The 12,175-nt window shown below is 65.8% G+C and carries 11 protein-coding genes; 5 read left to right on the top strand and 6 right to left on the bottom strand.

The window, feature by feature from the left end:
* Positions 1 to 110 precede the first annotated feature (110 nt).
* From GWQ44_RS25745 to GWQ44_RS25735, 3 genes are read left to right on the top strand one after another with little or no spacing between them, the layout of a single operon-like run.
* Positions 111 to 809, top strand: coding sequence for a CoA transferase subunit A (locus GWQ44_RS25745; protein WP_275928551.1), 699 nt, complete (start codon positions 111 to 113; stop codon positions 807 to 809).
* A 36-nt stretch (positions 810 to 845) separates the two neighbouring features.
* Positions 846 to 1,505 carry a CoA transferase subunit B gene (locus GWQ44_RS25740; RefSeq protein ID WP_016962972.1) on the top strand — a complete coding sequence of 220 codons (660 nt, stop codon included), beginning with the start codon at positions 846 to 848 and terminating at the stop codon, positions 1,503 to 1,505.
* Between the two features lie 11 nt (positions 1,506 to 1,516).
* Positions 1,517 to 2,695 carry an acetyl-CoA C-acetyltransferase gene (locus tag GWQ44_RS25735; protein WP_016962973.1) on the top strand — a complete coding sequence of 393 codons (1,179 nt, stop codon included), beginning with the start codon at positions 1,517 to 1,519 and terminating at the stop codon, positions 2,693 to 2,695.
* A gap of 149 nt (positions 2,696 to 2,844) precedes the next feature.
* On the opposite strand, the gene GWQ44_RS25730 is transcribed toward GWQ44_RS25735, so the two are convergent.
* A complete protein-coding gene (locus GWQ44_RS25730) occupies positions 2,845 to 3,768 on the bottom strand; it encodes a LysR family transcriptional regulator (protein WP_016962974.1) in 924 nt (307 codons plus the stop codon).
* Positions 3,769 to 3,897: 129 nt separating this feature from the next.
* Between GWQ44_RS25730 and lysA the strand changes: the two genes are divergently transcribed.
* Positions 3,898 to 5,130, top strand: coding sequence for a diaminopimelate decarboxylase (gene lysA / locus GWQ44_RS25725; protein WP_275928550.1), 1,233 nt, complete (start codon positions 3,898 to 3,900; stop codon positions 5,128 to 5,130).
* 7 nt (positions 5,131 to 5,137) lie between these two features.
* Here lysA and GWQ44_RS25720 read toward each other — a convergent pair whose 3' ends face one another.
* Positions 5,138 to 6,865 carry an alkaline phosphatase D family protein gene (locus GWQ44_RS25720; RefSeq protein ID WP_275928549.1) on the bottom strand — a complete coding sequence of 576 codons (1,728 nt, stop codon included), beginning with the start codon at positions 6,863 to 6,865 and terminating at the stop codon, positions 5,138 to 5,140.
* 347 nt (positions 6,866 to 7,212) lie between these two features.
* Here GWQ44_RS25720 and GWQ44_RS25715 point away from each other — a divergent pair, with 347 nt between their 5' ends.
* The gene (locus tag GWQ44_RS25715) at positions 7,213 to 7,662 is read left to right on the top strand and encodes a hypothetical protein (RefSeq protein ID WP_275928548.1); all 450 of its coding nucleotides are present in this window, start codon (positions 7,213 to 7,215) and stop codon (positions 7,660 to 7,662) included.
* A gap of 73 nt (positions 7,663 to 7,735) precedes the next feature.
* Here the strand turns inward: GWQ44_RS25715 and GWQ44_RS25710 are convergent, their stop codons facing one another.
* The 4 genes from GWQ44_RS25710 to rtcA form a co-directional block, all read right to left on the bottom strand.
* On the bottom strand, positions 7,736 to 9,751 hold the full coding sequence (locus tag GWQ44_RS25710) for a methyl-accepting chemotaxis protein (RefSeq protein ID WP_275928547.1): 2,016 nt from the start codon (positions 9,749 to 9,751) through the stop codon (positions 7,736 to 7,738).
* 117 nt (positions 9,752 to 9,868) lie between these two features.
* The gene (locus GWQ44_RS25705; protein WP_016962980.1) at positions 9,869 to 10,162 is read right to left on the bottom strand and encodes a DUF3144 domain-containing protein; all 294 of its coding nucleotides are present in this window, start codon (positions 10,160 to 10,162) and stop codon (positions 9,869 to 9,871) included.
* A 302-nt stretch (positions 10,163 to 10,464) separates the two neighbouring features.
* Positions 10,465 to 11,106: a glutathione S-transferase gene (locus tag GWQ44_RS25700; protein ID WP_253165993.1), complete on the bottom strand. Its 642-nt coding sequence runs from the start codon at positions 11,104 to 11,106 to the stop codon at positions 10,465 to 10,467.
* 39 nt (positions 11,107 to 11,145) lie between these two features.
* Entirely contained in the window at positions 11,146 to 12,174 is a 1,029-nt protein-coding gene (rtcA, locus tag GWQ44_RS25695; protein ID WP_275928546.1) for an RNA 3'-terminal phosphate cyclase, read from the bottom strand.
* Between the last annotated feature and the right edge of the window lies 1 nt (position 12,175).

Below are 12,175 nucleotides of genomic sequence, written 5' to 3'. Positions count from 1 at the left end.
TCTCCAATCAATCAACCTTAAAAATCAACTTAACAAATCAATCGTGCAGCGCAACACTGATCCGCAAACGGCTGGCCAGCCGCCAACGAACAAGAAAGAGGATGGTGCAAATGGCAGGTTTCGATAAGCGCGTGGCGTCCTACAAGGAAGCCCTGGAAGGTCTGCAAGATGGCATGACCGTGATCGCCGGCGGCTTCGGTCTGTGCGGGATCCCCGAGAACCTGATCGCCGAGATCAAGCGTCGCGGCACCCGTGATCTGACCGTGGTGTCGAACAACTGCGGGGTCGACGGTTTCGGCCTGGGCGTGCTCCTGGAAGACCGCCAGATCAGCAAGGTGATCGCCTCCTATGTCGGGGAAAACGCCCTGTTCGAGAAGCAGCTGCTCAGCGGCGAGATCGAAGTGGTGCTGACTCCCCAAGGCACCCTGGCGGAAAAAATGCGCGCCGGCGGCGCCGGCATCCCGGCTTTCTTCACCGCCACCGGCGTCGGCACCCCAGTGGCCGAAGGCAAGGAAACCCGCGAATTCAAGGGCCGCACCTACCTGATGGAAGAGTCCATCACCGGTGACTTCGCCATCGTCAAGGGCTGGAAGGCCGATCATTTCGGCAACGTGGTCTATCGCCACACCGCGCAGAACTTCAACCCCCTGGCGGCCACCGCCGGCAAGATCACCGTGGTCGAAGTGGAAGAAATCGTCGAGCCGGGCGAGCTGGACCCGACGCAGATCCACACCCCCGGCATCTACGTCGACCGGGTCATCTGCGGCACCTTCGAGAAGCGCATCGAACAGCGCACCGTGCGCAAGTGATCGCCCTTCCCCAGCCCGACTAAAAGGACAACAAACATGGCTCTTACCCGCGAACAAATGGCTCAGCGCGTCGCCCGCGAACTGCAGGACGGCTTCTACGTCAACCTCGGCATCGGCATTCCGACCCTGGTGGCCAACTACATCCCCGACGGCATGGAAGTGATGCTGCAATCGGAAAACGGCCTGCTGGGCATGGGCGCCTTCCCTACCGAGGACGAAGTCGACGCCGACATGATCAACGCCGGCAAACAGACAGTGACCGCGCGCATCGGCGCCTCTATTTTCTCCTCGGCCGAATCCTTCGCGATGATCCGCGGCGGCCATATCGACCTCACCGTGCTCGGCGCCTTTGAAGTGGACGTGCAAGGCAACATCGCCTCGTGGATGATCCCCGGCAAGCTGGTCAAGGGCATGGGCGGCGCCATGGACCTGGTGGCCGGTGCCGAGAACATCATCGTGACCATGACCCACGCCTCGAAAGACGGCGAATCCAAACTGCTCGACCGCTGCAGCCTGCCGCTGACCGGCGCCCAGTGCATCAAGCGCGTGCTCACCGATCTGGCCTACCTGGAGATCGAGAACGGCGCCTTCATCCTCAAGGAGCGCGCCCCCGGGGTCAGCGTCGAGGAGATCGTCAGCAAGACCGCCGGCAAGCTGATCGTGCCGGACCACGTGCCTGAAATGCAGTTCGCCTAAGGAGCCCCACCATGCAAGACGTCGTTATCGTTGCCGCCACCCGTACCGCCGTGGGCAGTTTCCAGGGCTCCCTGGCGGGCATTCCCGCCGTTGACCTGGGCGCCGCGGTGATCCGCCAACTGCTGGCCCAGACCGGCATCGACCCGGCCCAGGTCGACGAAGTGATCATGGGCCAGGTGCTCACCGCCGGCGCCGGGCAGAACCCCGCGCGCCAGGCCGCGATCAAGGCCGGCCTGCCCCACGCCGTGCCGGCCATGACCCTGAACAAGGTCTGCGGCTCTGGTCTCAAGGCCCTGCATCTCGCTGCCCAGGCCATCCGCTGCGGCGATGCCGAAGTGATGATCGCCGGCGGCCAGGAAAACATGAGCCTGTCCAACTACGTGCTGCCCGGCGCCCGCACCGGCCTGCGCATGGGCCACAGCCAGATGATCGACAGCATGATCAGCGACGGCCTGTGGGACGCCTTCAACGACTACCACATGGGCATCACCGCCGAGAACCTGGTGGACAAGTACGGCATCAGCCGTGAAGCCCAGGACGCCTTCGCCGCCGCTTCCCAGCAGAAAGCCGCGGCCGCCATCGAGGCTGGGCGCTTTGTCGACGAGATCACCCCGATCCAGATTCCCCAGCGCAAGGGCGAACCGCTGACCTTCGCCACCGACGAGCAGCCACGCCCCGGCACCACCGCCGAGGCCCTGGCCAAGCTCAAGCCGGCGTTCAAGAAAGATGGCACGGTGACCGCCGGCAACGCCTCGGCGCTGAACGACGGCGCCGCCGCGGTGATGCTGATGAGCGCCAGCAAGGCCCGGGCCCTGGGCCTGCCAGTCCTGGCCAGGATCGCCGCCTACGCCAACGCCGGGGTCGATCCGGCGATCATGGGCATCGGCCCGGTGTCGGCCACCCGCCGCTGCCTGGACAAGGCCGGCTGGACCCTGGACCAGCTGGACCTGATCGAAGCCAACGAAGCCTTCGCCGCGCAATCGCTGTCGGTGGGCAAGGAGCTGGCGTGGGATGCGAGCAAGGTCAACGTCAACGGCGGCGCGATTGCCATCGGCCACCCGATTGGTGCGTCGGGCTGCCGGGTGCTGGTGACCCTGCTGCATGAAATGCTCAAGCGCGACGCCAAAAAAGGCCTGGCGACCCTGTGCATCGGCGGCGGTCAAGGCGTGGCGCTGGCCATCGAACGCTAGGGTTTCCCCTGTGGCGAGGGCGCTTGCTCCCGCGGGAAGGCACAGCCTTCCCAAGCACTGAATTCGCGTCTCATCCGACCTGTCGCGAATTCAGCTGTTGCGGCCGCTACGCGACCGAGCGCGAGCAAGCTCCCTCGCCACAATACAAGCTACAGCGCCTGCACTAGCCTGCTCAGTTGCTCATCCAGGCGCCGCGCCTCCCCCCGCAACGACTCGCAGAAGCCCTCGACAAAACTCGATGACGGCCGGTAATCCGGGCGGATCAGCATCACCCGGTACGGCACCGACAGCTGCAGCGGACGAATCGCCAAGCCACGCCCCACTTCCTCCATGGCGCTCAAGGGGTTGATGATCGCCACCCCCAGTTTCTGCCGCACCATGGCGCACACCGAGGCGGCGTTGGTGGTTTCCACCACCACCCGGCGGTCGACCCCGGCCTGGCGGAAGTGCTCGTCCAGGGTCTGGCGGTAGATATCCAGGCCCGAGAGGTTGATGAAGTTCTGCCCGCGAAAATCCTCCGAAGCCAGCCGTGGCCTGGCCAGCAGCGGATGATCGTCCGGGAGGATGCAGACCATGTCGGCGCAGAACAGTAACTCGCCCTGGGTACCCCGGGGCAGGTGCTCGCTTTCGGTGAGGCCCAAGTCATGGCGCTGGGCGCTGAGGGACTCTTCCAGCAGCGGCGATTCCTGGGCAGTGATGCTCAGGCCGATCCCCGGGTGCTGTTGCAGAAAGCGCTTGCAGACTCGGGGCAGCAAGGTCTGGGAGAACAGCGGCAGGCAGCTCAGGCTCAACTGGCCGTGTTCGAAACGGCGAATCGACTGGGCCACGCTGTTGATTCGCTCCAGCCCCACATAGGCCCGCTCCACTTCTTCCAGCAACAGCAGGGCCTGGGCCGTGGGCAGCAGGCGCCCGCCTTCGCGGTCGAACAGGCGCAGCCCGGAAAGGCTTTCCAGCCGCGCCAGTTCGCGGCTGACCGTGGGTTGCGAGGTAAACAGCAGGCGCGCGGCGCCGGTGACGCTGCCGGCCTGCATGATGGCGCGGAAGACTTCGATATGGCGCAGGGAGATGTCCATCAACAGAGGCTCGTTCGATCGATCAGCCCATATCAAAACTGAATCGAGCAACAAAGAATAGATATTTTATTGAATAGCCAATCATCGGCATGCTGCAACCACTCTCACTGACCACAGACAGCAATCCCCATGGCCATTCCTTTCGCCCCCGCTCAACTCGCTGCCGCCGCCCGTCAATATGGCACCCCGCTGTGGTGCTATGACGCCGCCACCATCCAGGCGCGCATCGCCCAATTGCAGGCCTTCGACGTGGTGCGCTACGCCCAGAAGGCCTCGTCCAACCTGCACCTGCTGCGCCTGATCCGCGAAGCCGGGGTGCGGGTCGATGCGGTGTCCCTGGGAGAAATCGAACGTGCCCTGCTGGCCGGCTTCAGCCCGCTGGATGCCGGCATCGTCTTCACCTGCGACCTGTTCGACGAAGCCACCCTCAAGCGCGTGGTGGAGCTGCAAGTGGAAGTCAACGCCGGCTCCATCGACATGCTCCGTCAACTCGGCGAACAGTCCCCGGGGCATCGGGTGTGGCTGCGGATCAACCCGGGCTTCGGCCACGGCCACAGCCGCAAGACCAACACCGGCGGCGAGAACAGCAAGCACGGCATCTGGCACGATCAGGTCGGCGAAGCCCTGGCGGTGATCCGCCAGCACGGCCTGCATCTGGTGGGCCTGCACATGCACATCGGTTCCGGGGTCGACTACGACCACCTGGAGCAAGTGGGCGCGGCCATGGTGGCGGCGGTGAAATCCCTGGACCACGACATCGAGGCGTTCTCCATTGGCGGCGGCCTGTCCACGCCTTACCGCGAGGGCGACACCCCGGTGGACGTGCAGCGCTACGCCAATGCCTGGAAGGTCGCGCGCCAGGAGATCGAGGCCTATCTGGGCCACGGCGTGCGCATGGAGATCGAACCGGGACGTTTCCTGGTGGCCGAGGCCGGTTGCCTGGTCAGCGAAGTGCGGGTGGTGAAGACCGCCGGCCAGCATCACTTCGTGCTGGTGGACACCGGCTTCAACGACCTGATGCGCCCGGCCATGTACGGCGCCTACCACGGCATGAGCCTGCTGGACGCCAGCGGCCAGCCGGTGCAGCGCCCGCAACAGCTGACCGTGGTCGGCGGCCCGCTGTGCGAGTCCGGCGATATCTTCACCCAGGACGACGAATGCCTGACCCCGCGCCTGCTGCCCCAGGCCCAGGTCGGCGACCTGCTGGTGCTGCACGACACCGGCGCCTACGGCGCCAGCATGTCCTCCAACTACAACAGCCGGCCGCTGCTGCCGGAAGTGCTGTTCGCCAACGGCCAGCCGAAGCTGATCCGCCGGCGCCAGCCGCTGGCGGACCTGCTGGCGCTGGAACTGGGGCTGTAACGCCCCGCTACCAGGGTTCCAGCTGCAGCCGTTGCGCCTGGTTGTCCACGCTGTCGTCCTGCTTGCGGGTCACCAGCGGCTCACCGTCGGCGCCGTAGAACTGCACCACCAGTTGGGCGTCATCGGGCTTCAGGTCCAGGCGGGCAAAGTTGTCCGCCTGGGTGAAGGCCCAGGTCTGGTAGTCCATGCTCTGCGTACCGTCGAAGAGCGCAAAGCTGTCCGGCGTCTGCGGCGCCGTCGAGTCGTGCACGTACCCGGCCGGATCGCCGTCGGCAAAGGGAAACGGCCAGTAGAACGCCGACGAGGTCACCGCGTAGCACTTGAGCCCCTGCCCCGCGGCGCTGAACTGCAAGCGGGAAATGTTCGAGCAGTGAATGTCCCCGGAGAGAAACACCACGTTCTGCACCTGATGCTCGACCAGGGTTTCCAGCACGGCGCGGCGCGTGGTGGGGAAAGCCGACCAGGAGTCGCTGTCGTTCTTGTGGCGCACGGCATCGCTGTCGGTGCCCACGGTGTCCACGCCATTGGGTACGAAGACGCTGGAGGTGACCACGAACTTGGGCACGTTGCCGCGATCCTCCTGCATGTGCCGCAGCCAGGCGCACAAGCGGTCGAGCTGACCCGGTTCGCTGGGGTGCAGTGAGGGGCGGCCCAGCAGGTGGTTGTCCTCCAGGGCGTCCGGCACATCGTCGAGAAAGCGCTGGGTACGGGTGTCGAGGACGAAGAACGGGTAGTGGCCACAGGAGAAGTCGTAGAACAGCTGGTTGGTCTGCAACTGCTGCAGGTACCTGTCGTCACCGGTCATGGCCCGGCCATGCACATAGCTGTCGGCAAAGCGGGGTCCATGGCTCCACTGGTAGCTCATGTAGGCGCCCATGGCGAGGTTGAACAGCAGGCGCTTGTCACGGTCCTTGCGGATCCGGTCCTGGGTCCAGTTGTCCTCGATCTCGTGGTCGTCAAGGATCATGTAGGTGGGCATGTGGGCCAGCAACTGGCGGATGTTCGGCGAGCCAAAGGCGCTGTGGTAGCGCTCCTCGAACTCCTCGAAGGTGTCCGCCAGCCCCACCGGCACCAGGCGGTTGAACAGGTCGGCATAGATCTGGTCGCCGACCATCAGCACCATCTGCGCGTCGGCGTGTTCGCTCAGCATCGGACCGAAGATCGTGTCGGAGTTCTTGCGTTTCCACAGCAGCCCCGGGTAGCGGCAGGAGCCCAGCAGAAAGCTCAGGGCCGAGGCCTTGCCGGGCACCGCACTGGCCCGTGTGGTGAACTCGGCTTCGACGTACATCTTGTCGGCCCCGGTGCGGTTCAGGTCATTGGCCCAGGCTCCGGGGTCGGGCAGGCGCTGCACCACCGACTCGCTGGACACATCATCATCGTTGTTGCCCGCGTCATCGACGTTGAGCGATGCCATGCGCACCCGATAACGGGTGCCCGGCGTCAGCTCAAAGGGCTTGAGCTGCTTGCGCGCGGCCTCGCTGCCCCACAGGCTGGTGTCGACCCCGAGATTGAAGGTGCCGGTACGGTGATACTCGCGTCGCAGTCGAAAGTAGAAGATGTTGTCCGCCGCGACCCGGCCGTTGCTGCTCACCACGCCAATCACGCCGATGGTGCGGATGTCCTCCGCCACGCCCTTCTCGTCCAGGGCATCGGAAGCGGCGATCCATAGACGGCAGGACTTGTCGGTGGTGTGCCCGACGATCGGGCCTAAAGAGGGGGTGCGAAGTGTGCTCACGGTGACCTGCTCCTTGGTGGGGGGTGCAGGCAAAGCCTAGCGCGGCCGCGGCGGCCGACAAGCCTCGCCGAGCGGCTCTGACAGCCGGTCGGAGCAGGCGGCACATCAGACCCCAGCAGACTCATGCAGGTAACGCCATGTCAGCGATCGCACTGTGATAGATTCCGCCGCCGTCCGCAGCCGATCTGAAGCGCCCCATCACCCTGGGCACGCTCCTGAGCCAAGCCAGGGTGGCGCGGCTTGCCGAGCGTCTGCCCCCCTCGGCCCGGAGCCGCAGCTTCGCGCTGATGGCCATGATTCCCAACCGCAAGCACGGTTGATCCCCTGTCGCCTTACCGAGATCCTGCATGCCTGCCCGCACCTTGCGTCTGCTCTCCCCAAATCATCTGCCCGCTGCAGCCGCGCTGCTCTGGGGGCTGTCCCTGGCCATCGTCCGGGCCGGGCAACCGATGGAGTACTTCTGGGAAAACTTCGCCGCCTACTGGCTGCCCCAGGGGCTGATCCTCGGCCTGCTGCTGTGCACCCGGCCCACGCCGGCGCTGTTCACCGGCGTGGCCCTGGCCCTGGCCGCGCACCTGCAGTTGTTCAGCCTGTGGATCAGCTCCCCGGAGGACACCATGGGCTGGCTGTTCTACCTGTTGGACTTTCCCGGCGCGCTGATCGGCGCCGCCATCGCCCGTCTCCTGGCCACCCGCGTGGCTCCCGGCAAGCCCCTGATCAATGGCCTGCTGGGGGTCGGCTGGGTGTCGTTGGGGCTGTTGCTGAACCTCAAGCTGATGATGTCCAGCCAGGCCTGAAACGGGCCAGCGACTGCGGCCCGGGGGGGACTGAAACCCGCCCGGACCACTGACGGCCCGGGCAGGCAATGCCTCAGCTGTGGCCCTGGCTGAGGTGCGACAAGCGTCCGGACAGGGCCTGCATGGCCTCGCTGACCTTGTCCAGGGCCTGGGCGTCCCGGGCGTTGTCCTCGCTGATGCCGTGGATGCGCACCGCCAGTTCGTTGATCTCCTGGGTCACATGGCTCTGCTGCTGCGCGGCCACGGCAATCTGCTGCGCGCGCTGGGAAATATCGTCGAAGCTGGTGACGGTGCTCGACAGTGCCTGCGACGCGCCGGAGGCCTCGCCCACCGCTTCACGGGTCCGCGCCTCACCGGCCTGAATCGCCTGGACCGCCTGACGTGACGCCTGCTGCAAATCGCTGATCATGCCGCTGATCTCGTTGGCCGACGTCTGGGTCCGGCCAGCCAGGGTCCGCACTTCATCCGCCACCACGGCAAAGCCGCGGCCCTGCTCGCCGGCCCGGGCCGCCTCGATGGCGGCGTTGAGGGCCAGCAGGTTGGTCTGCTCGGAGATGGCCTTGATCACATCCAGCACCGCGCCGACCTGCTGGCTGTCCTGCTCCAGGCGCTGGATCACCGCGGTGGCCTCGGCCATTTCCGTGGACAGTTGCTGGATCGACTGGCTGTTGGCCGCGACCCGCTGCTGACCGTCCTGCACCACCACCAGGGACTGGCGCGCGGTGTCGGCGCAATTGTTGGTGTTCTGCGCCACTTCCAGGGCACTGGAGGACATCTCGGTGATGGCCGTGGCCAACTGGGTGTTTTCCTGGCGTTGCTGCTCGGCGCGTTGGGCCAGGGTGCTGCTGAGCTCCCCCAGGCGCGCAGCTTCGTTCTGCAACTGCTGGGCTTCGCTGGCGATCTTGTGCAGCATCTGCCGCAGTTGCCCGGCATAGCGGTTGACCGCGCCGCGCAAGGCGCCGATCTCATCGGCCCGGGCCACGTGTAACTCGGCGTTGTCCGTGGCCTGGCCACGGCCCAGGGCATCGATCTGCTGGGTGGTTTCCTCCAGCTGGGCAATCAGCTTGTGCCCGACCAGCCAGGCGAAGAACAACAGCAGCGCCAGCAACGGCAGCAGGAACACCAGGATCTCGGTGGTCATGGCCCGGGCCAGGCCGGTGACCTTCTGCTCCGGGGTCACCAGGCCAATGGTCCAGCCACTGCCGGGCATGCTGAACAGGCTGACCCGCGCCGCTTCCCGCAGTCGGCCATCCTCTGCCAGATCCAGGCTGCGCACCTGCCCGCCAGGCGCTGCCTTGGCCAGGGCCTCGGCCACCGGATGCAACCAGGGCTGCTGCTTGCTCAAGGCCTCGAAGCTGAGCATCTGCCCGTCGGCGCCAGCCTGGGCCTCGGGGAAATACAGCACGTTGCCAGCCTGATCCAGGGCGAAGGCATAGCCGCCGGTGACCGAGCCCTGCTCCTTGAGGAAGCGCGCCAGGTCATCCAGGCGCAGGTCGATGGTGGCGACCCCGGCGAAGGCGCCATCCTGGCGATAGGGCACGCTGCAGGTGGTCATCGGCACCCGGGTCACCGGGTCCTGGTAGGCCTCGGACCACAGGCAACGCCCCGGCGCACTGTTGCGCGCGCCGGTGTACCAGGCTTCATGGTGATAGCCGGCGCTGCCGGCAGCGTTGTAGTCATCGGAGAACGCCAGGGGCCCGGCGTCGCTGCGGGCCCAGAAGAAACTGCGGCGCTCGACCCCAGGGGTGAAGGCATTGGGTTCCGGCCAGATACCGCCCCCGGCAATCGCCTTGTCGCCTTCGTGGTCGATCAGCTTGGGCAAGGTGGCCATGACCAGCGCCTGCTCCTTGGGCAGCCCTTCCAGCAGATGGGCCATGCTGGCGGTCACGCCCTCGATCCCCGCCAACTGCAAGGCCAGCTGGCGGACGATGGCGCTGCCGGTCTGTTCAATCAATGCCGAGCTCGCCGCCACCACTCTGGGCTGCCCCCGCAAGGTCATCACGGCAAAAACCGCCAACGCCGTGAACAGCAACAGCAGGACACTGCCGAGGGTCAAACGATGAGACAGACGAACCGGTAGCAAGGCCATGACGAACTCCATATCAATAGGCAATCAGAGCTTATCGACCAGGAGCACGGATCACTTGAGCAAAGAGTGACGCGGATCACACAATCCGCTGTTTTGGCAACGTCGGCAGCGGGTCTTTCACTCCTGCGTGCCGGTCATGTACCGGCCGAAGTTCTCGACGTAGTCGGTGAGGTTCTCTTCCAGCATCAGGCGGAATTCCTCGACGAAATAGTCCACCGCCTGTTGCCTGGCCGCCACCAGTTCCTCGACATTGCGGCAACCGCAAGCGCTGACCCAGGCGCTGAAGCGCGCGTTGGCATACATCAGCGAGGCGCTGGCCTTGCCGCGGCTGCTGTCGGCGATGTGGGAGTTGGTCAACTCGATGATGGCGTCGGCGCGGTTGAAGAAATCCTGATCGGGTTCGTTGGCCACGGTGCGTTCCTCTGGCTGGCTAGGGAAAATAAAGCGCCGGAGTATAAGAGTTTTGCGCCCGCATACCGATGACTTTCACCCACTGCCCTCCACTTCCTGACTACTGCCCGCCCCTTGCAGGAGCCGGCTTGCCGGCGAACAGAGCCCTGGGCTATGCGGCGTTCTTGCCGGCGCCTTCGCTGGCAAGCCAGCTCCTACGATCATCCGCCGCACCGCACACACCTGTAGGAGCCAGCTTGCTGGCGAAGAGGCCCTTGAGCCCTGCATCGTTGTAAGGGACGCCTCCGCTGGCCAGCCAGCGCCTACGATGAGGATGCGCAGGGCCAGTGGCGGGCCAGGATCGCGGCGATGGGCGGCTCGTGGTCGATGCGTTGCAGCAGGGCGAAAAAATCGGGATGGCTGCCGCGCAGATGTTCACGGGCGCCGGACCAGCGGGACACCACCGCCGCCTGGATATCCAGGGCACCCGGCGCCGCGCCACCGAGGAAGGGTCGTGCAGCGAACTGCTGGGCAAACACCTCCCAACTGCGCAACAGGCGATCGGCCGTGGCACTGCGCACTCGCGCCTTGAGCGGCTCGTCGGCGTCGCTGATCCAGCGCTCCGGGTAGTCGAGAATACCGATGGCCGAATAGCAGTTGGCGGCGATGTACACCAGGCCGCGAATCACCTGAGCCCGGGCCGATGCCTGGGCAGGCAGCAGCCCGGAGTCGGGAAACTCCAGGCCCAGGTGGATCAGGATCGCCGCGCTTTCGGTGAGGATGCTGCCATCCGGCAGTTGCAAGGTGGGAATCTGCAACAGTGGATTGAGCCGCGCCAGGGCCTCGCGCCCGGGGCTGTCCTCCCAGGGCGCAGCCTCGATGCTGCGATACGGCGCCCGACAATACTCCAGGGCGATCTCGACGATGGCCGAACCGCTGCCCCGGCCTCCGTACAAGTGATACATAGCGACAACCTCCTTGATGACCGAAGCACTCTACACAGGTCAAACCAGCGCGTGACACTCCACGCGCAGCCGTTGCTCGCTCAGCAAGCGCGACTCGATGCGCACCGGCAGGAAGGCTTCGATCACCCGGATATTGCTCTCCAGATGCTCGGTCATGCGCGGCGTGGTAAAGCTGCCGCCACCGGCCAGGGCCATGGGCAGCAGCAGTTGATCGGCCAGGTGCTCGGCCACCGCCGCGCCGGAATCCAACCAGTCCCGGGCCTGATCGATGGCGATGTCGGCGACCTTTTCCGCCCGCAGGCTGTTCTGGCCGAAACCACTGAACAGCTCGGTCAGGTGCTCGAAGGTGAACTCCAGCAACAGCACATTGCCCGGGCCGTATTGTTCATCCAGCTGCACCGGGGTGAGGTGCTCCCGAGGCAGTTCCAGGCGATTGTGCACCCGACGCAACTCGCGCTCGGCCACATGCTCGGGCAGGCCCGCGCTCAGCGCCCAGGCCCGACTCCCCAACAGAGCGCCACGCTCCTCAAGGTGCAGGGGCTGCAGCACCGACGGTTGAACAAAGGCCTCCAGCTCACCACCGCCGGCCGGGACGAAGCCGTGGCGCAGCAATTGCAGTTCCACCCGCCCGCCCATGCGCCGCAGCAACGGCAACCAGGCCTGCTGGAGGAAATCCACCGGTGGCGCCAGGGGGTTGTGGGTGCCGCCGCTGATGCTCACACGGCTGGGCTGCGGCGCATGCAACAAGGCCGGCAGCAGGGTCTGCAGCACCAGGGTGCAGCTGCCCGCAGTGCCGATGGCAAAGCGGTAGTCGCCGCCACGGATCGGCCCCGGTTCGAAGGTCAGGGCCTGGGAGCCGAGTTCGACCCCCGAGGTCTTGGCGCCACAGACCTGGGCCGCGGCCTGCACCGCCGTCAGGTGCTGACGCAGCAGCCCCGGGCGGCTGCGCCGGGCACGAATATTATGGATACGCAGGGTCTTGCCGCTGAGCATCGACAGGCTCAAGGCGCTGCGCAGTACCTGGCCGCCGCCGATGGCGCCGTCCAGTTCGATTACATCCTGTTTCATC

This window comes from Pseudomonas sp. 3MA1 (genome assembly GCF_029237275.1).
Taxonomy (GTDB): Bacteria; Pseudomonadota; Gammaproteobacteria; order Pseudomonadales; family Pseudomonadaceae; genus Aquipseudomonas; species Aquipseudomonas fluorescens_AP.
The sequence above is the reverse complement of the archived record's forward strand: the minus strand, read 5'-3'. Positions and strand labels throughout refer to the sequence as shown.